Source organism: Sphingomonas sp. Leaf34 (genome assembly GCF_001421805.1).
GTDB lineage: Bacteria > Pseudomonadota > Alphaproteobacteria > Sphingomonadales > Sphingomonadaceae > Sphingomonas.
The window spans coordinates 55,784-74,766 of record NZ_LMLC01000002.1 but is presented as its reverse complement, the minus strand read 5'-3'; the positions used below and the strand labels follow the sequence as shown (position 1 = coordinate 74,766).

General features: G+C 66.3%; 15 protein-coding genes. 10 read left to right on the top strand and 5 right to left on the bottom strand.

Annotation, left to right across the window (positions count from 1 at the left end):
* Positions 1-369: 369 nt before the first annotated feature.
* The 5 genes from ASF00_RS05795 to ASF00_RS05775 form a co-directional block, all read right to left on the bottom strand.
* The gene (locus ASF00_RS05795) at positions 370-1,377 is read right to left on the bottom strand and encodes a sugar kinase (RefSeq protein ID WP_055875673.1); all 1,008 of its coding nucleotides are present in this window, start codon (positions 1,375-1,377) and stop codon (positions 370-372) included.
* 144 nt (positions 1,378-1,521) lie between these two features.
* The gene (gene kduD / locus ASF00_RS05790) at positions 1,522-2,277 is read right to left on the bottom strand and encodes a 2-dehydro-3-deoxy-D-gluconate 5-dehydrogenase KduD (protein ID WP_055875670.1); all 756 of its coding nucleotides are present in this window, start codon (positions 2,275-2,277) and stop codon (positions 1,522-1,524) included.
* Between the two features lie 122 nt (positions 2,278-2,399).
* Entirely contained in the window at positions 2,400-3,242 is an 843-nt protein-coding gene (gene kduI, locus ASF00_RS05785; protein WP_055875667.1) for a 5-dehydro-4-deoxy-D-glucuronate isomerase, read from the bottom strand.
* A 12-nt stretch (positions 3,243-3,254) separates the two neighbouring features.
* Positions 3,255-4,697 (bottom strand): glucuronate isomerase, encoded by a 1,443-nt coding sequence (gene uxaC / locus ASF00_RS05780; RefSeq protein ID WP_055875664.1) that lies wholly within the window; start codon positions 4,695-4,697, stop codon positions 3,255-3,257.
* 90 nt (positions 4,698-4,787) lie between these two features.
* Entirely contained in the window at positions 4,788-5,825 is a 1,038-nt protein-coding gene (locus tag ASF00_RS05775) for a LacI family DNA-binding transcriptional regulator (RefSeq protein WP_055877034.1), read from the bottom strand.
* Positions 5,826-5,920: 95 nt separating this feature from the next.
* Between ASF00_RS05775 and ASF00_RS05770 the strand changes: the two genes are divergently transcribed.
* From ASF00_RS05770 to ASF00_RS05725, 10 genes are all read left to right on the top strand, one after another.
* Positions 5,921-7,399: a UxaA family hydrolase gene (locus tag ASF00_RS05770; protein ID WP_055875660.1), complete on the top strand. Its 1,479-nt coding sequence runs from the start codon at positions 5,921-5,923 to the stop codon at positions 7,397-7,399.
* Positions 7,396-8,835, top strand: a complete 1,440-nt coding sequence (locus tag ASF00_RS05765; RefSeq protein WP_055875657.1) for a mannitol dehydrogenase family protein — start codon at positions 7,396-7,398, stop codon at positions 8,833-8,835. Before ASF00_RS05770 ends, ASF00_RS05765 begins: the two co-directional genes overlap by 4 nt.
* 72 nt (positions 8,836-8,907) lie before the next feature.
* Positions 8,908-9,702, top strand: a complete 795-nt coding sequence (locus ASF00_RS05760; protein ID WP_055875654.1) for a 2-keto-4-pentenoate hydratase — start codon at positions 8,908-8,910, stop codon at positions 9,700-9,702.
* Positions 9,703-9,735: 33 nt separating this feature from the next.
* Positions 9,736-11,037 (top strand): MFS transporter, encoded by a 1,302-nt coding sequence (locus ASF00_RS05755; RefSeq protein ID WP_235525684.1) that lies wholly within the window; start codon positions 9,736-9,738, stop codon positions 11,035-11,037.
* A 582-nt stretch (positions 11,038-11,619) separates the two neighbouring features.
* Positions 11,620-11,901, top strand: coding sequence for a hypothetical protein (locus tag ASF00_RS05750; protein WP_156348197.1), 282 nt, complete (start codon positions 11,620-11,622; stop codon positions 11,899-11,901).
* 1,448 nt (positions 11,902-13,349) lie between these two features.
* Complete coding sequence (locus tag ASF00_RS05745) at positions 13,350-14,273, top strand: cytochrome c oxidase subunit II (protein ID WP_327196350.1); 924 nt, start codon at positions 13,350-13,352, stop codon at positions 14,271-14,273.
* A complete protein-coding gene (gene ctaD, locus ASF00_RS05740) occupies positions 14,270-16,816 on the top strand; it encodes a cytochrome c oxidase subunit I (RefSeq protein ID WP_055875645.1) in 2,547 nt (848 codons plus the stop codon). Before ASF00_RS05745 ends, ctaD begins: the two co-directional genes overlap by 4 nt.
* Positions 16,813-17,232 (top strand): hypothetical protein, encoded by a 420-nt coding sequence (locus ASF00_RS05735; protein WP_055875641.1) that lies wholly within the window; start codon positions 16,813-16,815, stop codon positions 17,230-17,232. Before ctaD ends, ASF00_RS05735 begins: the two co-directional genes overlap by 4 nt.
* Positions 17,229-17,849 (top strand): cytochrome c oxidase assembly protein, encoded by a 621-nt coding sequence (locus tag ASF00_RS05730; RefSeq protein WP_055875639.1) that lies wholly within the window; start codon positions 17,229-17,231, stop codon positions 17,847-17,849. Before ASF00_RS05735 ends, ASF00_RS05730 begins: the two co-directional genes overlap by 4 nt.
* Complete coding sequence (locus tag ASF00_RS05725; protein WP_055875636.1) at positions 17,846-18,874, top strand: c-type cytochrome; 1,029 nt, start codon at positions 17,846-17,848, stop codon at positions 18,872-18,874. The genes ASF00_RS05730 and ASF00_RS05725 overlap by 4 nt, the downstream gene beginning before the upstream one ends.
* The last annotated feature ends 109 nt before the right edge of the window (positions 18,875-18,983 follow it).

Here is an 18,983-nt window from a genome sequence, read left to right as displayed (position 1 = left end):
CAGCTAGCCGCGGCGCAATGGTCATCTGAACACCAGAGGCTGCAAAAAGGCAGCCTTCTTCGCGCGCGGGTCGGCGGCGAGGGTCGAGATGTTGCGGAACAGGCAGTCCTCGGATTGCGGCCCGTACGGTCCTGACTGCGGACATACCGCACTGAACGCCAAGGCGGATACCGGCAAGCTGGCGCGCGGGATAGGTTCGGACGCGCGAAACCGCTTGGCGCGACCGTAGTGACGCCCTTGAACGCCATGACGCCGCCGCTCCCCGGGACGAGGGGCACCCCGACGAACGCGCCGGCAGCGCATTGCACCGCGGCGCCCGCAAACGGTGGTGTAGCGCCCGCCCCCGGCGCCGAGCGTCACGTCCAGCCGTCAGCGGCGGACGTCGAGACCACCAGCGAGATACGCATCGATATCCGCCTGCCGGAACAGGCTGGCGTCCCCCGGTAGCGAATGCTTCAGCGCTGCGAGCGCGAGGCCGATCCGCGCAACCTCGCCGATGTCCGCGCCGGTGCGCAGCCCGTGCAGCACGCCCGCCGCAAACGCATCGCCGCCGCCGATCCGGTCGACGATCCCGGCCAGCACGACCTCGTCGGTCTGGACGTGCTCTGAACGCGTATCGATGCGCGCCGACAACCGGTGGAGGTCGACATGCTCGACATGCCGCGCGGTCGACGCGATCGTCTGCAACCGCGGAAACGCCTCGAATGCCGCCACCGCCGCCTCGCGTCGCCGATCCTCCGCGTCGCCGCAGAAATTGCGTCCGAGCAGCAGCGCGATATCGCGGTGATTGCCGAACATCAGGTCGGCATGCGCGACGAGCTTGGCCAGGATCGCACGCGGATCGGCATCCCAACGCTCCCATAATTTCCCCCGCCAATTTCCGTCGAACGACACCGGAATGCCGCGCTCGGTCGCGGCCTCGACGGCAGCGAGCGCGGCTTGCGCCGGCACGGGGCCCAGCGCCGGGGTGATACCGGACAAGTGGAAGCGATCGACGCCGGACAGCAGCCTGTTCCAGTCCCAGGCGCTCACCGGTGCTTCGGCGAACGACGACCAGGCACGGTCGTAGATCACTTCGGTCGCTCGCAAGCCGGCGCCGGAAGTGACGAAATACAGCCCCATCCGTTCACCGCCGAGTGTCACCATCGACGTGTCTACCCCGTGTCCCCGCAACGTGGTGATCGCGGCGCGCCCCAGGTCGTTGTCGGGAACCATCGTCGCCATGCCGACATCGTGGCCGAGCCGCGCGAGCTGCGTGACGACGTTGGCCTCGGCGCCGGCTACCCAGACATCGAGCTTGGGCGTCTGGAGCAGCAGCTCGCGCCCCGGTGGCGACAACCGCAGCATGATCTCGCCGAACGCCAGAAACTTGCTCATATCACCCCTTCATCTAAGTCTCCCCGGTCCGGGGAGTGGATCGCCGCCTTGGCATGCGGGGGGGCCGTTCTCCACGACCGGTCGCTCGTGGCAGTCCCCCAGCTCCTGCAGCCTATGCCCATCCCCCCTTACCGGGAAAGATGTTCAGCGTGCCAGCCAGCCGCCATCGACCGCCAGGATATGACCCTGGACATAGTCCGCCGCGGCCGACGACAGGAATACCGCCGCCCCGCCGAGGTCGGAGGCGTCGCCCCATTTGCCCGCCGGGATGCGACCCAGGATCGACGCGTTGCGCGCCTCGTCCGCCTGCAAAGCGGCGGTGTTGTTCGTGGCGATGTAGCCCGGCGCGATCGCGTTGACGTTGATGCCCTTGCTCGCCCATTCGTTCGCCAACAGCTTGGTGAGGCCACCAATCCCCGATTTGGAGGCGGTGTAGCTCGGTACGCGGATGCCGCCCTGGAACGTCAGCATCGACGCGATGTTGATGATCTTGCCCCCGCCATTTGCGATCATGTGTCGCCCCGCCGCCTGGCAGAGGAAGAACACCGACTTCAGGTTGGTGTCGATCACCGCGTCCCAGTCCGCCTCGGTGACATCGACCGCATCGGCGCGGCGGATGATGCCGGCGTTGTTGATGAGGATGTCTAGACTGCCGAGTGCGCCGATCGTCTCGTCGACGACGCGCTGCACGGGCTCGATCGTCGACAGGTCGGCCGAGACGATCTCCGCCCGGCGGCCGAGCGCGCGGATCTGCGCGACGGTGTCGTCGGCGGGCGTGCGCCCGACGCACGCGACGTCCGCGCCCGCCGCGGCCAGCGCCACCGCGATCGCCTGCCCGATGCCCGTGTTCGCACCGGTGACGACGGCGACCTTGCCGGTAAGATCGAAGGGGTTTGTCATTCAACGACTCCTCCCCTCCCGCATGCGGGAGGGGCCGGGGTGGGCTCGCACTTTCCTCAAGCAAATCGGTGGCGGTAAGCGCGGGCCCACCCCCGACCCCTCCCGTGAACGGGAGGGGCGCTTTACGCCAGCTGGCAGATGTCCAGCACGGTCATGTCGGTATAATCCTGGTTCTCGCCCGCCATCGCCCAGATGAACGCATAGGCCTTGGTGCCCGAGCCCATGTGGATCGACCAGGGCGGGCTGATCACCGCTTCCTCGTTCGCCATCACGATGTGCCGGGTCGCCTCGCCCTCCCCCATGTAATGGAACACGCGGTCCTTCTCGAGATCGTCGAGCTCGAAGTAGAAATAGATTTCGCTGCGACGCTCGTGAATGTGCGGCGGCATCGTGTTCCACACCGAACCGGGCTTCAATACGGTGAGACCCATGACCAGCTGCGCGCTGTCGCAGATGCCGGGAATGACCATCTGGTAGATCGTCCGCGCGTTCGATTCCTCGAGCGACCCGCGCTCCAGCGTGCTCGCATCGCCGACCGAGATCATGCGCGTCGTGAACGCCTTGTGCGCCGGGCACGACGCCAGATAGAAGCGCGCACCGTCGCCCGAGAACTGCACGTCCTTCGCGCCCATCGTCACGTACAGACAGTCCTTGTTGCCGAGCGTGAACGTCTCGCCGTCGACGATGACGGTGCCGCTGGCCTTGCCGACGTTGACGACCGCGAGTTCGCGGCGCTCGAGGAACGGGTGTCCGGCGGCGGATGCCGGCTCGGTCTGGTCGGGCAGCTTCACGCTACCGCTGCCGACCGCAACGCCACCGATCACGAAGCGCTCGGCATGCGTGTAGTTGAGCACGCATTCGCCGTCGCGGAACAGGTCCCGGATCAGGTATCGATCGCGCAGCTCGTCGTTGGAGACGCACTCCATCATGTCAGGGTGCGTGGCGTAATAGGTGCGTTCGAACATGATAAGCTCCGGTCAGGCCTCGTTGGCGGCGGAAAGGGGTTCGTCAATCCGGTAGGCGCGACGGACAAGCCCGCTCGTCAACTCATGGGCAAGATCGGCCGCTTCCCAGTCGGCTAGGCGGTGCTCGGCTACCAGTTGCGCCAGCACCCCGCAGTCGATCCGTCGCGCGACATCATGGCGTGCGGGGATCGACAGGAACGCGCGCGTGTCGTCGTTGAAGCCGACGGTGTTGTAAAAACCGGCCGTCTCGGTCGTCATCTGGCGAAACCGGCGCATCCCCTCGGGACTGTCGTGGAACCACCAGGACGGTCCGAGCTTGAGGCACGGATAATGCCCGGCGAGCGGCGCCAGCTCGCGCGCGTACGCACTTTCGTCGAGCGTGAAGAGGATGATCGACAGCCGCGTGCTGGTCCCGAACCGGTCGAGCAGCGGTTTGAGCACCTGCACGTAATCGGTCCGCGTCGGGATGTCGGCGCCCTTGTCGCGGCCATGGCTCGCGAACAGCCCGGCATTGTGGTTGCGCGACGAGCCGGGATGGATCTGCATCACCATGCCGTCATCGATCGACATCGCCGCCATTTCGGTCAGCATCTGCGCGCGGAACAACTCGGCGTCGGCCGGCGTCCAGTCGCCGCGCGTGACCTTTGCGAACAGCGCCTCGGCCTCGACGCTCGACAGGTTCGCGGTCGCGGCGGTCGGGTGCCCGTGATCGGTCGCGGTCGCGCCTGCCGCGCGGAAGTCGGCACGGCGCTTGCGGTGCGCCGCGAGATAGCCGTTCCAGTCATACACGTCCTCGCCGGTCAGTTCGGCAAAGCGCGCCATCGCCGGCGTGAACGCCTCGTGCTCGACGTCGATCACGCCATCCGGGCGATAGGTCGTCACCACGCGCCCGTCCCAGCCCGATTGGCGGATCCGGCGATGCGCGGCGAGATCGTCGTGCGCGCCCTCGGTGGTCGCGAGAAACGCGATCCCGAACCGGTCGAACAATGCCCGAGGCCGGAACGCGTCGGAGGCCAGCTTCTCGCCGATGAGGTCGAAATACCGGTCCGCGGTCGATGTCTCGAGCGCGACGTCAATCCCGAACACCTCGGCAAACACATGATCGAGCCACAGCCGTGACGGCGTCCCCCGGAACAGCGTGTAATGCGCCGCGAACAGCGTCCACGCCGCCCGCGGATCGGTCGCGGGCACGCCGCTCCGCCGCGGGATCGCCAGCGCATCCAGGTCGACGCCCTGACTGTAGAGCATCCGGTAGAGATAATGGTCGGGCGCGAGCAGCAGCGAGGTTGCGTCGGTCCAGTTGGCGTTGTCGGCAAACCAGGTCGGATCGGTGTGCCCGTGCGGGCTGATGATCGGCAGCGTCGCGACCTCGGCGTACAACGCCCGCGCGATCGCGCGCGTCGCCGGTTCCGCCGGGAAAAGGCGGTCCGGATGCAGTTCCAGAGCCCTTGCCATCGTCCATCCTCCTTGCCGCTTCGCGCGATAGTCCGACAATCCGGTAACCGGTGTCAGGGCTTCGTGCAACCGGCGATTCCGCGCCCGACGCTATGCCTGGATGTCGCTTGGCGGCGCCACCGACGCACGCCGGATCAGCGTCGACAGGAACAGCGACGGCTCCTCGACCAGGTCGCTGCCATCATAGACCCCCGCGATCAACTTCAACGCGGCCGAGCGCGCCATCGACGCGATCGGCCAGCGCACCGTCGTCAGCGGTGGCCAGACATGCGCGGCGATCGGCGTATCGTCGAACCCGATGATCGACAGGTCGCGCGGAACATCGAGGCCGCGTTGCCGGGCGGCATGGATGATCCCCGCCGCCATCTCGTCGTTCGACGAGAAGATCGCGGTCGGTCGCGGCATGACGTCGAGCAATCGTTCCGCCGCAACCAGCCCTGACTCGAATGTGTAATTGCCGTCCGCGATCATGCTGCGCGGCAAGGCGATCCCCGCCGCAGCCAGGGCATCCTCGAACCCCAGACGCCGCTCGCGCGCCGAGCGGAATCCGTGGGGTCCTGCGACCAGTCCGATCCGGCGATGCCCCTGCCCGATCAGATATTCGGTCGCGGTCCGCACCGCCTCGCGGTCGTTCGACGCGACCATGTGCTCGGTATCGTCGAGCACGGCCGAACCCATCCGGACATAACGGCAGCCGATCGAGTCGCACAATTTGGCGACCGAATCATTCTCGCTGACCGGTGGCATCAGCAGCACGCCGAACAGGCGCTGCCGCTCCAGAAAGTGCCGGAGATCGTCGAGCATCGTCGCGGAGCCGCGATCGAGCGGCCGCACCACCATCTCGAATTCGGTTCCGCGCAACGCCTCCAACATACCCTGCTGCACGTTGAGCACGGTCTGCGCATTCGGGTTGTCGTGGACCAGCCCGATCAGGAAATTGCGGCCCAGCGCCAGCGCGCGTGCCTGCGGGTTGGGGATATAGCCCAGCGCGCCGATGACGTCCTCGACCCGCTTGCGCGTATCGTCGTTGAGCAACGGCGACCGGTTGATCACCCGGCTTACCGTCTTCTTGGAGACCCCGGCGATCCGGGCAACGTCGTTGATCGTCGGTTGACCGGTCTTCTGCATCGCAAGGACATAGCCCGACCGGACCAAGCCGTCTTGCGGAAAAGCCATCGCCACAGCATAACGCTGACACCGGTTACCGATACATAAGGGATGCGATGGCCAAGGCTCTGAGGGTCGATCCGCGCGACGGCGTGGCGACGCTGCTGCACGATGCGCAGGCGGGCGAAGTCGTGACGATAGGCGCAGACGCATTGGTCCTGAGCGGCGATATCGGGCGCGGCCACAAGGTCGCGCTGGCACCGATTGCGGCGGGCGAGCTAGTGCTGAAATTCGGCTTTCCGATCGGCATCGCGACGCAGCCGATTGCCCCCGGCGGGCACGTCCATTCGCACAATCTCAAAACCGGCCTCGACGCTACGCTCGCCTATCGGTTCGCCCCGGTCGGCGCCGCGTCTGCCCCCGACGCATCGGCCGCGACGTTCGACGGCTATGTCCGCGCCGATGGCAGCGTCGGCACGCGCAACGAGATCTGGATCCTGTCGACCGTCGGCTGCGTCGCGCGCACCGCCGCGCGGATCGCCGCCAGGGCCGCGGCGCTGGTCGGCGATAGCGTCGACGGCGTCCACGCCTTCACCCATCCACATGGCTGCTCGCAACTCGGCCCGGATCTGGAGGGGACGCGCACGATCATGGCGAGCCTTGCCTGCCATCCCAATGCCGGCGGGGTGCTGATCGTCGGGCTCGGCTGCGAGGAGAACCAGATCAGGGCGTTGCTCGCCACGATCCCGGAGTCACGCCACGCGATGATCCGCACCTTGACGACGCAGGTCAGCGGCGACGAGATCGCCGAAGGCTGCGCGCTGGTGGCCGAACTCGCCGCGCTGGCGAAGGCGTCGCGCCAGACGGTCGGCATCGACAAGCTCGTCCTCGGCGTCAAATGCGGGGGGTCGGATGGCCTGTCGGGCCTCACCGCCAACCCGCTCGTCGGCCGGATGAGCGACCGGGTCACCTCGGCGGGCGGCCGCGTCCTCATGACCGAAATCCCCGAGGTCTTCGGCGCCGAACAGATGCTGATGAACCGTGCCGCGAGCGAACCCGTGTTCGACCGGATCGTCGCCGTCGTGAACGATTTCAAACGCTACTTTCTCGATCACGGCGAGACGGTGTCGGAGAACCCGTCGCCCGGCAACGTCGTCGGCGGCATCACCACGCTCGAGGAAAAATCGCTCGGCGCCGTCCAGAAGGCGGGTCGTGCCGCAGTAGCCGACGTGATCGACTATGGCGCGCGGGTCAGGAGCGACGGTCTCACGCTGTTGGAGGCGCCGGGCAACGACGCCGTCTCGTCGACCGCGCTGGCGGCGGCGGGCGCGACCGCGATCCTGTTCACGACCGGCCGCGGCACGCCACTCGGCTTTCCCGTGCCGACGATCAAGATTGCGTCCAACGCGGATCTCGCCACGCGCAAGCCCGGCTGGATCGATTTCGACGCCAGCGCCGTGCTGGACGACGGTTTTTCGGCGACCGAAGCGGCGCTGCTTTCGCGCATCATGCAGGTCGCATCGGGCGCCGAAACCGCCGCAGAGCGCAATGGCGAACGCGAAATTGCGATCTGGAAACGAGGCGTAACCCTGTGAACCGACTGTCTTTCACCAGCGTCTCTTCCCTCCCCGGCACCGTCCAAGGCGCCAAAGCGCGCCCACCCGGCGGCGTCGGCATCGTCCATTTCGGCCCCGGCGCATTTCACCGCGCGCATCAGGCGGCCTATGTCGACGACCTGCTCACGCACGATCCGCGCTGGGGGATCGCGGCGGTATCGATGCGGACGCGCGGCACGATCGACGCGCTTTCGGAGCAGGACGGGCTTTACACGCTTGCGATCCGCGACGCCGATCCGTCGCTGCGCGTGATCGGCGCGCACCGTCGCTTCCTCGGGCCTGAGAACGCGACAGAGACCCGCGCGCTGCTTGCCGACCCGGCAGTCGCGCTGGTGACGACGACCGTGACCGAGAAGGGCTATTGCCTTGCGGGCGACGGCACTCTCGACATCGGCCATCCCGATATCGTCCACGACCTTGCCGGAACGTTGGTTCCGCGCAGCGTCGTCGGCTGGATCGTCGCCGGACTCGCCGCGCGCCGGGCCGCCGGGACCACCCCGTTCGTGCCGATGCCGTGCGACAATCTTGCGAGCAACGGCGCCAAGTTGCATGCCGCACTGATCGCCTTTGCTGGACGGACCGACGCGTCGCTTGCGGATTGGATCGCGCGCGAGGTCCGCGTGCCGTCGACGATGGTCGATTCGATCACCCCGGCAAGCGACGCCGCGCTCCTCGCCGACATTGCTGCGACGCTGGGCGTCGAGGATCGGGCCGCGGTCCAGCGGGAATCATTCGCGCAATGGGTCATCGAGGATATCGGGCGACCGCTCGGTCCCGACCTCGCCAGCGTCGGCGCGACCATCACCACCGACGTCGGCGGCTATGAAAAGGCCAAGCTGCGGATCCTCAACGGCGCGCATTCCACGCTCGCTTATGCCGGCCTGTTGCGCGGATCGAGCAGCGTCGCCGACGCGATGCGCGACCCGGAACTCGCCGCGTTCGTCGACGCGATGATCGCCCGCGACATCATCCCGATGCTGCCCCCCGTCCAGGGGCTCGACATCCAGGCGTATCGCACGGCCGTCCTGCAACGCTTTCGTAACCCGGTGATCATCCACCGGCTCGACCAGATCGCGCAGGATGGCTCGCAGAAGCTGCCCTATCGCCTCGGCGACACATTGATCGCCAACCGCCGCGCCGGACGCATGCCCACCCATATCGTCGCGGCGTTCGGCGCCTGGACCGCGTTCCTGATCCGCCGATCGCGCAGTGGCCAGCCGATCGTCGACCCCGCCGGCGACAGGCTGGCCATACTCGCATCCGAGGGAAGCCCGGCGGATATCGTCGCGCGCTTGACCGACGATGGCCTCGGCATTCCTCGCGAAGTGCTTGAGGACGCTGCGCTAATGACCGCGCTCGGCCGTGCCGCGACCGATGCTCACGACGAAAACTGGAGCTCGTTATTCGCGGGCTGAGCAACCCCGCTTGTCAGTGACACCGGTTTCTCATACGCTCGAAAAAATAGTACGACAGTACAGGAGGGGTTCTTGGCGGCACGGCCGAACACGACCAACACGATACGGATCGCCCAGACCTTCGTCGACGCGCGCCGCGACGGTGGCGTCGTTCCCGATTTTCCCGGCGACGTGCCGCTCACGGTCGACGAGGGCTATGCCGTGCAGGACGCGGCACTGCTGCTCGCGGACGGCGTCGTGGCGGGCTGGAAGGTCGGGCGGATCAACCCGCCGCTCGACGGGATCGACCGCCTGACCGGCCCCATCTTCGCCGATCAAATCGTCATGGCCAGCGCCGACCCGGTTGCGATGCCGGTGTTCGCGCAAGGGTTTGCCGCGGCAGAGGCCGAATTTCTGCTCAGGATCGGCACCGCGCCCCACCCTGCCAAGTCGACCTATACGATCGACGAAGCCCGTGCGATGATCGACGCGGTGCATGTCGGGATCGAGATCGCGAGCTCGCCGTTCCCGGGTATCAACGCGCTCGGGCCGACCGTCACCGTGTCCGATTTCGGCAACAATAATGGGCTGGTCGTCGGCGCCGATGCCGAGGGGTGGCGCGAGGGCGACGTCAACGACTGGCCGGTGGAGCTGTCGATCAACGATGTCCGGATCGGTGCCGCGACGAGCGCGTCGATGCTCGACGGACCGTTCGGCGCGGTTCGCTACCTGCTCGAACATCTGGCCGCACGCGGGATCGCATTGTCGCCGGGACAATGGGTTTCGACCGGCGCGGTCACCGGCGTCCACCCGGTCGCAATCGGCGACCGGGTCGAGGCGCGCTTCGACGGACGCTTCGCCGTCCACTGCACCATCAAGGCCCGCTAGAGGCTGTTTTTAGGAGAGAACCCTGTGGCGAGCATGGACATGCCGGAGGTGGGCGCGCCCGGCGCGATCGGTGACGCCGGGATAGGCGGCAGGATCGGCCGCTATCGCTGGTTGATCTGCAGCCTGTTGTTCGTCGCGACCGCGATCAACTATGTCGACCGGCAGATGATCGGCGTGCTGAAACCGACCATCTCCGGCGAGCTCGGCTGGAACGAGACGACCTATGCCGACGTCATCTTCTGGTTCCAGGCGGCTTATGCGATCGGCTATCTGAGCTTCGGCCGGATCGTCGACGTGCTCGGCGCGCGGATCGGCTACTCCGTCGCGTTCGTGATCTGGACGCTTGGCCACACGCTGTGCGGGTTCGCCGGCAACGCGTTCCAGTTTTCCGCAGCGCGCGTCGTGCTCGGACTCGGCGAGGCGGGCAATTTCCCCGCGGGCATCAAGGCTGTCTCGGAGTGGTTTCCCGCCAAGGAACGCGCGTTCGCGACCGGGGTGTTCAACGCAGGCGCGAACATCGGCGCGATCGTCACACCGCTGATCGTGCCGATCATCACGATCGCGTTCGGGTGGCGGATGGCGTTCATCATCACCGGCGCGGTCAGCGTGGTCTGGCTGGTGGCGTGGATCGCGATCTATCGGCGGCCGCGCGAAGTGGCGAATCTGTCGGCCGCGGAGCTGGCGCATATTGAAAGCGATCCGGCCGATCCGGCCAAGACGCTCGGCTGGCTCACGCTGCTCGGCTATCGCGAGACCTGGGCCTATGCGCTGGGGAAATTCCTTATCGATCCGATCTGGTGGCTGTTCCTGTTCTGGACGCCGGACTTTCTAGCCAAGACATACCATCTTGATCTCAAGAGCTTCGGCCCGCCGCTGGTCGCGATCTATCTGCTGTCCGATCTTGGCAGCGTCGCGGGGGGCTGGTCGTCGTCGACGCTGATGAAGCGCGGCCACTCCGCCAATTTCGCGCGGAAGATCACGATGCTGGTCTGCGCGTTCCTGGTGATGCCGATCTTCTTCGCGCAATATGTCGGCAATCTCTGGGTGGCGGTCGGCATCGTCGGCTTGGCGACGGCGGCGCATCAGGCGTTCTCGGCGAACCTGTACACGATCCCGTCGGACATGTTCCCGCGCGGCGCGGTGGGGTCGGTGGTCGGGATCGGCGGCACGGTCGGCGCGATCGGCGGCATGATGATGGCCAAGTTCACCGGCTACGTCCTGCAGACCACGGGGAGCTACACGCTGATCTTCTCAGTCGCCGGCACCACGTACCTCCTCGCAATCACCGTCGTGCATCTACTGTCGCCGAGGTTGGCGAGAGTGGACGCGGACTAAGTTTGCCCTTCCTTGTTCTCCCGCGAAGGCAGAAGTCCTGCCTCGACTCCTGCCGTCGCGGGAGAGCAAGCATTTCTGCGCCCGAGAAGAGAAGCGTGAATCATTTTACGACGGCGCCCCTACTAGCATTGGCGATCGCCTTGACAATCCGTCGCCGCACAGGACTCGACCGGGCTGCTGTTCCGTGCGTCGGCCGACAAGAGCCCGTCCTTCAACTGCGCCGCCGGCGACCCCGGCCCCAACCCTCGTAGCGGTCTCATCATCACCCAGGATGGCGCCATCAGCGGCGGCGCGCGCTGGGCCGACGACCGCATGTCGCCTGGAAAGCCCCCCGGTAACGTCCGGGCGAATTGCGGTACGCTCGCTTTCTTCTGGCGTGCCCGCACCCCCGTTGGCGAAGCCCCGTTCGAGATCTTCCGCACCGCCTCGCCGAGCCAGGCGCGCCCGAACGCGTTGCGCTTCTGCTGCCCGGCGCGACGCCCACCAGGTTTCGGGTGATCGCCTACAACACCACCGAACAACCCAAGAGCGCTGCGATGTCGCCCATGGAACATCACCGTCGGACGCTGGACAGTGGAGGCGTTGAGCAGCATCCATGGCGGCAGAACGCTCGTACCAATCAGGTCTGCGCAGACCATTACGCTCGAACGCGGCACAAGCACCGAAGTCATGTTCGGGCCCGGCAGGACGGTGATTGACTTCGCGCTGGTCAAGCCGGCCACGCCGGTGGAACAGCGTGCGGATATCGGCATCGGCACGGACCACGTGGTCGTGAAGGGGCATAGCGTAGCGATCACCGTCCACACCGTTGGCTCAAAAGACGCGACGGGTGGCCGTGCGGAGTCAATAGATGCGACGGGCTAGGTCGTCGCCACCACGCACATCCCCCCGCAAGCCGCCCCGCTCGATCTCAAGCCCAAAACTGCAAACTTGAGAAATGCACTCTCGACCCACGTTGATCTTCCGAAAATGATCGTCCGCGTCGCGCTTACCGATGACGAGCCCGAGATCACTCAAGCCGACAACCGCATGGCAACGCCCCGGTGATGCGCACCCGATGACGCTTTCCCAATGTCTTAACGCCCGCTCCTTCGGTAGCGTGACCACCATTCCGTTCGTGCGGAGCCACGGAGCGCACCTACCTTGAGTCACAGTCTTCGTTCTCGCTAAGGACGAAAGGAAGTATCTGGGGTGACGCCCAACCGCAGAGAAGTATTCGTGGGACTGGCGTGATCAATGTTCGTCCGTGCCTCTGCGCACGACCAGACCACCCCGTCTATACGCCACCCTCGCGCCGCAGCCGCGGCGACCGCTGCAGACGAAGCACTCCGTCTGTTCGCCCCCTTCGCACCATACGCCTTGTAACCCGATGGCCGCCCCAGTTCGCTCCGTGCCGGTCTGGCGATCAACCCCGCAGTCGCAATGTCCACGTTCGGCCGCACAGGATGCAGCCCCTAACGCGTCACCCCTAGGTCCGGCGCGTAGAAGGCGACACGTCCGGATCAAGCCAAGATCGACGCAGAGTCCGCCGCGATCCTCGCCGACGCTGAAACATGAATTCTCCTTCCACGCCTGTCGCTCGACGGCACGGTCAACGCTCCGCGGAGGGCGCTCCCAGATCCCACGATGGATCAACAGATCGCCGCACTGGAAAGTCTCCGCGACACCGCCTCTCCGCTCCCAGATTCGGACGCTTCAGGGGCGGCGCGGACTGGTACGCTCTCGAGCCCTAATGCTCGCTCGGGACTATGACGCCAGCCTATGCGGAACGCCAGGTCGTCGTTGAACTGAACCACCTTAACGCTCGTGCCACGCACCTGTTCGACCAGACCGGCGCAGCCAAGCCCACCGTCGCAGCACGCTATATCAAGCTATGGCAGGACGCGCGCTTTCTCTATCCCGACGCCGACACTGGTCCGCGCCAAGGCCCTGGCGACTGCAGTTCCCCCTCACGACGACCCGCGTCGTGTTTGATAATCGTATACAACACGGAAACTCCGTGACGTTGGGCTTGCGCGCTGAGACCCGGTCACAATCAATTCCCCGAGAACCTCAAGGCCGTTATCATCGGGAATTGGCGCGCGAGTTCGGCGTCGATTTGGGTATTTTCTGCCAATCTAAAGCGCGGCTCCCAGCAGAGTGCAGGTCATGTCAAAATATGCCGGCGCGGGTTGACAGGATCGCATGAAATTTCTGTCATTTTGAGTTTACGCGCCGCTGTCAGCCCGGCTAGAGGACGCGGATATACGAAGGGCTGCAAAATGATGATACGGAAGGCTAATTTACTTTCCGTGGGGGGATGTCTGCCATTCTTGGCGGGGTGCAACCAGCACCAGTCGGCGCTCGCGCCGTTCGGCGAAGAGGCGGACACGGTCCTCTCGATCACCATCGTTCTAGTTATTGGCGCCATCGGCCTCGCGGGCGGGCTCGCCTTGATGATGCGTCATGCGATGCGCGCGCCCGAGGGACGCCTGACGCACAAGGGCGGCATGAAGCTCGTGCTATGGCTGGGTGGAATCGGTCCTTCGATACTGCTGCTCGGTCTGCTCCTTTACGCGCTGCCCGCGATGCGCCCGCGCGAAGTAGACAGCAACGATCTACGGATCGGGATCGAGGGGGAGCAATTCTGGTGGCGCGTCCGGTACGCGCCGCCCGGCGGCTCGGTGGTGGAGGCAGCCAACGAACTGCGCCTGCCGGTCGGCCGCACCGTCGAACTGTCGCTGCGCAGCACCGACGTCATCCACAGCTTCTGGGTGCCGGGCCTTGCGGGCAAGATGGACATGATCCCCGGCCGCACCAACCGCCTCATCGTCCGCGCGACCAAGGCGGGGACGTATCGCGGCGTCTGTGCCGAGTTCTGCGGGCTGGGCCATGCGCTGATGGCGTTCGACGTCGTTGCGATGGAGCCTGCCGCGTTCGAGCGCTGGCTTACCGCCCAGGCGCGACCTGCTACGCCGACCGCATCGCCCGGCGCGCGCCTGTTCGCTAGCTATGGCTGCAGCGGCTGTCACAGCGTCCGTGGCGTTGGCCCGGTCGCCAAGATCGGCCCCGACCTGACGCATGTCGGATCGCGCGCGACGCTCGCCGCCGGCATCCTGCCGATGACCCATGCCAACATCGTCGGCTTCGTCCGCGATCCCGGCAAGACCAAGCCCGGCGTGCGCATGCCCGCCTTCCCGCAGATGTCGGCCGCCGAAGCCGACCAGATCGCCAGCTATCTCCAGGGGCTCAAATGACCACCGAGAGCACCCCGTACTTTGCCCCCGACCAGAATGATCCCGCCGTCCGCAAGGCGCAGGAGGATCGCCTGCGGGAAGTGTGGAAGCCCCCCTCGGGCTGGTTCTTCCGCTGGACCGACGTCAACAACAACCGGATCGGCGTGTGGTACACGCTGACCGCGTTTGGCTTCATGCTGTTCGCGGGCGTGCTGGCGCTGATCATGCGCACGCAGCTGGCGGTGCCGAACAACGATCTGGTCACCGCGAACACGTTCAACCAGCTGTTCACGCTGCACGGCTCGATGATGATGTTCCTGTTCGCAGTGCCGATGTTCGAGGCGGTCTCGATCATCCTGTTGCCGCAACTGCTCGGCGCACGCGATCTGCCGTTCCCGCGACTGTCGTCGTTCGGATACTGGAGCTTCCTGATCGGCGGCGTGTTCGTGTCCGGATCGATCTTCTTCGACGCGGCGCCCGATGGCGGCTGGTTCATGTATCCGCCGCTGACTACGCGGACCGATCTCAGCGGGCTCGGCGCGGATATCTGGATGCTGGGCCTCAGCTTCATCGAGGTGTCGTCGGTCGCAGCCGCAGTCGAACTGATCGTCGGCGTCCTCAAATGCCGTCCACCGGGGATGCGGCTCAACCTCATGCCGCTGTACGCCTGGTATATTCTGGTCGTCGCGGTGATGATCCTGTTCGCGTTCCCACCGCTGATCGCGGGCGACGTGCTGTTCGAGATGGAGCGGCTGCTCAACTGGCCGTTCTTCAACGCAGAAAAGGGCGGCGACCCGCTGCTGTGGCAGCACCTGTTCTGGATCTTCGGCCATCCCGAAGTCTATATCGTCTTCCTGCCGTCGATCGCGCTGTTCGCGATGCTGATCCCGACGTTCGCGCAGCGGCACCTGCTCGGCTATCCGTGGATCGTGCTGGCCGCGGTCGGCACCGCGTTCCTCAGCTTCGGGCTGTGGGTCCACCACATGTTCACGACCGGGCTGCCGAAGATCAGCCTCGCCTTCTTCGCAGCCGCTTCCGAAGCGGTGGCGATCCCGACTGGCGTGCAGATATTCGTGTTCATCGCGACGCTCTGGGCGGGCAACGTCAAGAAATCGACGCCGTTGCTCTATGCGAGCGGCAGCCTGGCGGTGTTCGTGATCGGTGGGCTGACCGGCGTGATGGTCGCGGTCGCGCCGTTCGACTGGCAGGCGCACGACACCTATTTCATCGTCGCGCATCTCCATTATGTTCTGATCGGCGGCACGCTGCTGCCGCTGTTCGCCGGGCTCTATTATTACTGGCCGCTGATCACCGGCAAGAAGCTGAGCGATAAGCTCGGGCGGATCGCGTTCTGGATCATGTTCGTCGGCATGAACCTGACCTTCTTCCCGATGCACCTGTCCGGCCTGCTCGGGATGCCGCGTCGCGTGTTCACCTATCCCGAAGAACTGGGGATCGGCGGGCTCAACCTCGCCTCGACCGCGGGGTCGTACCTGTTCGCGCTCGGCGTGCTGATCGTCTGTATCGATCTCGCGCTGTCGCCGCGCCGCGCCAAGTCCCCGCGCAATCCGTGGAACGCGGGCACGCTCGAATGGCTGGCGCTGCCCGACGACGAGGATTGGGGCATCCGCTCGGTGCCGCTGATCGAGAGCCGCTATCCGATCTGGGACCAGAAGAACTTCGTCCAGAAGGTCGACGAGGGCCGCTTCTTCCTGCCCGACGCGGAGGAGATGCGCCGCGAGTCGATCATCACCACCGTGCTCGACGCGCGGCCGTTGCAGGTGATCCGCCTCGGCACGCCGAGCGTGAAGCCGATGATGACCGCGGTCGCGCTGGCGGGCGTGTTCATCCTGACGACCTATCACCTCTATCTCCTGTCCGCGCTCAGCGGCGTTGCGACGCTCGCCTGCGTGCTGTGGTGGCTGTGGACCGGCACCGCCGAGATCCCCGAGAAACCGACCAAGCATATCGGCCACGGCATCGAGGTGCCGCTCTACACCTCGGGGCCGTCGGCGCCGGGCTGGTGGGCGATGTTCATCACGATGATGGCGGACGCGACCGCGTTTTCGGGGCTGGTGTTCGGCTATTTCTTCTTCTGGACGATCCACAACGACTTCCCCCCCACGGGCGCCGGATTGAATGGGCCAGGTGTGTTCTGGCCGATGGTCGCACTGGCGCTGACCCTGACAGGCTGGGCGGCCACGGTCGGCGCGCGCGAAGTGCATCGCCGCGGTAACGTCGCTGCGGGCCGCGCGTTGCTGGTCGTCGGGATCGTCGCGACGCTGTCGAGCCTGTTCGCCGGGCTTGCCGGACCGTGGGTGTCGGGAATGGACCCCGAGCTGCACGTCTATCCCGCGATCGTGTGGACGCTGGCGATCTGGACCGCGGTGCACGCCGCGATCGGCGTGATCATGCAGGCCTATACGCTCGCGCGCAGCCTCGCGGGGAAGATGACACCGGTCTATGACGCCGATCTGCGCAACATCACCGTCTACCACCATTTCCTCGCACTGACGGGCATCGTGACGTTCTGCACGATCGGCCTGTTCCCAGGTGTCGCATGACGACGCCCGAGCCTGACCGCAAAACCGGTTCGAACCGGAAGCACTGGGCGCGCGACCTGCAGGTCACGCTGTGGACGCTGATCGTCCCGCCGACGATCTGGGCGGTGCATTTCATGTTCTGCTATCTGTGGGTCGCGGTCACCTGCGCGAAATCGCCGACGCCGGGGACGGCACTGAACGGGTTTCCGCTGGCGACGCTGATCGCGACTATCGTCGCGCTGCTGGGGATCGTCGCGGCGGGCTATATCGCGCGCGTCCAGTCGCAGACGCCGGGCGACCCTGCGCCGCATGACGAAGGGACCGCGATCGACCGGCTGCGCTTCCTCGCGCTGTCGACCCGGTTGCTGGCGGGCCTGAGCTTCGTCGCGGTCCTCTTCACCGCGCTGCCGGTCATCATGTTCGGCGATTGCCGATGAGACGCGCGAGCCTGGTGCTCGGCGCGGTGCTGGTCCCGCTCGGCTGGGCGTTCGCCACAGCGCCGCTCGGCATGGTCGGGCACATGGCCGGCCACATGATCGCGGTGGCGGTGGCGGCGCCGTTCCTCGCTTACGGTATCGCGGGCAGCCGCTTCGATCCGGCCGAGCGGTGGCCGGCGGTGGTGACGCCGCTGGCGATGTCGCTGGTCGAACTGGTCGTGGTGTGGCTCTGGCACCTCCCCGTACTGCGGCTGCGCGTCGACATGCAGCCGCTGGCGTTGCTGATCGAACAGGCGAGCTTTTTAGGCGCCGGTCTGCTGCTGTGGAGCGCGGTGCTCGGCACGCGAACCGGCGGGGCTACCGACCGGCGCGCGTCAGGGGTCGCGGCGATGCTGCTGACGTCGATGCATATGACGCTGCTTGGCGCACTCATCGGCCTCGCCCCGCGGCCGCTCTACGCCATGATGGTGATGCATCCGGCCGCGCACGGTCTCGATCCGCTCGAGGACCAGCAGCTCGGCAGCGTCGTCATGCTGATGATCGGCGCGGCGAGCTATTTCCTTGGCGGGCTCGCGATGCTCGGCGGTTTGTTGAAGACACGGAGTGCTGCGGCATGACGATCCGGATCACCTGGGCGCGCGCGATCGCCGCCATCGTCGCGCTGGCGCTCGCCGGCCTCTTGTTCGCCTGGTCGGGCGTGTTCAACATCGCCGCGTCGTCGGGGCATTGGAAGGTCACCGACTGGTTCCTCCATTGGACGATGCGCAACTCGGTGCGCACGCATGCGGCCTTCACCGTGCCCGACGATCCCAAGGCGCGCGAAGGGCTCGTCAGCGCAGCGGGTCTGTTCAAGGCGAGCTGCGCGTTGTGCCACGGCGCGCCCGGCGTGCGCCCGCTCCCGGTGATGCAGGCGGCGACGCCCCCTGCCCCCGATCTTGCGGTCAATGCGCGCGAATGGACCGACAAACAGATCTTCTGGATCCTCAAGCACGGCGTCAAATATACCGGCATGCCCGGCTGGGCGGCGAAGGACAGCGACGACGAGGTCCGCCGGATGGTCGCGTTCGTCCGCCTGCTGCCCGAGATGTCGCCCGCGACCTACCGCGCGCTGACCGAAGTGCCGGGGTCGACCGACGCCAGAATCGCGACCTGCGCGGGCTGTCACGGCATTGACGGTCGTGGCCGCGGCCAGCCCGACATGCCGGTGCTCGGCGGCCAGAGCTCCGCCTATCTCCGAGGGGCGCTCGAAGCCTATGCGACTGGCAAGCGCCAGAGCGCGGTGATGGCGAACGCCGCGGCGACGTTGACGCCCGCCGAGATGACGCGGCTGGCGGATCATTTTGCGGCGATGCCGGGAGTCGGCGCGATCAAGCCCGCGGGCAGCGTCGAGGCCGCACGGATCGACCGCGAAGGCCTGCCAAAGGTCCAACTTCCCGCCTGCGCAAGCTGCCACGCGCCCGGCAAGCCCTACCCAGTGCTCGCCGGCCAGCGCGCCAGCTACATCGCGCAACGCCTGCGGAACTGGCGCGGCGACGAAACGGTGGTCGATGCGCGAAAGTCGCAGTACACGATGCCGGTGATCGCTCGTCGCATCCCGAAGGAAATGATCGACCCGGTTGCGCAGTATCTTGCGGGTCACTGAACGGCTGGCGACGCGATGCCGTCGCGATTTGGCACGCTCGCCTGTCTGCCTAATGTGCCCGCGGTCCTGCCACGCGGCAGAAAAGTCGGCCTAACAACGCCTAGCGCTG

What these genes read in the sequence shown, in the direction of transcription:
- ASF00_RS05795 (WP_055875673.1), bottom strand. Translation starts at nt 1,377, where the DNA reads ATGAGCAAGTTTCTGGCGTTCGGCGAGATCATGCTGCGGTTGTCGCCA.
- kduD (WP_055875670.1), bottom strand. Translation starts at nt 2,277, where the DNA reads ATGACAAACCCCTTCGATCTTACCGGCAAGGTCGCCGTCGTCACCGGT.
- kduI (WP_055875667.1), bottom strand. Translation starts at nt 3,242, where the DNA reads ATGTTCGAACGCACCTATTACGCCACGCACCCTGACATGATGGAGTGC.
- uxaC (WP_055875664.1), bottom strand. Translation starts at nt 4,697, where the DNA reads ATGGCAAGGGCTCTGGAACTGCATCCGGACCGCCTTTTCCCGGCGGAA.
- ASF00_RS05775 (WP_055877034.1), bottom strand. Translation starts at nt 5,825, where the DNA reads ATGCAGAAGACCGGTCAACCGACGATCAACGACGTTGCCCGGATCGCC.
- ASF00_RS05770 (WP_055875660.1), top strand. Translation starts at nt 5,921, where the DNA reads ATGGCCAAGGCTCTGAGGGTCGATCCGCGCGACGGCGTGGCGACGCTG.
- ASF00_RS05755 (WP_235525684.1), top strand. Translation starts at nt 9,736, where the DNA reads ATGGACATGCCGGAGGTGGGCGCGCCCGGCGCGATCGGTGACGCCGGG.
- ctaD (WP_055875645.1), top strand. Translation starts at nt 14,270, where the DNA reads ATGACCACCGAGAGCACCCCGTACTTTGCCCCCGACCAGAATGATCCC.
- ASF00_RS05735 (WP_055875641.1), top strand. Translation starts at nt 16,813, where the DNA reads ATGACGACGCCCGAGCCTGACCGCAAAACCGGTTCGAACCGGAAGCAC.
- ASF00_RS05730 (WP_055875639.1), top strand. Translation starts at nt 17,229, where the DNA reads ATGAGACGCGCGAGCCTGGTGCTCGGCGCGGTGCTGGTCCCGCTCGGC.
- ASF00_RS05725 (WP_055875636.1), top strand. Translation starts at nt 17,846, where the DNA reads ATGACGATCCGGATCACCTGGGCGCGCGCGATCGCCGCCATCGTCGCG.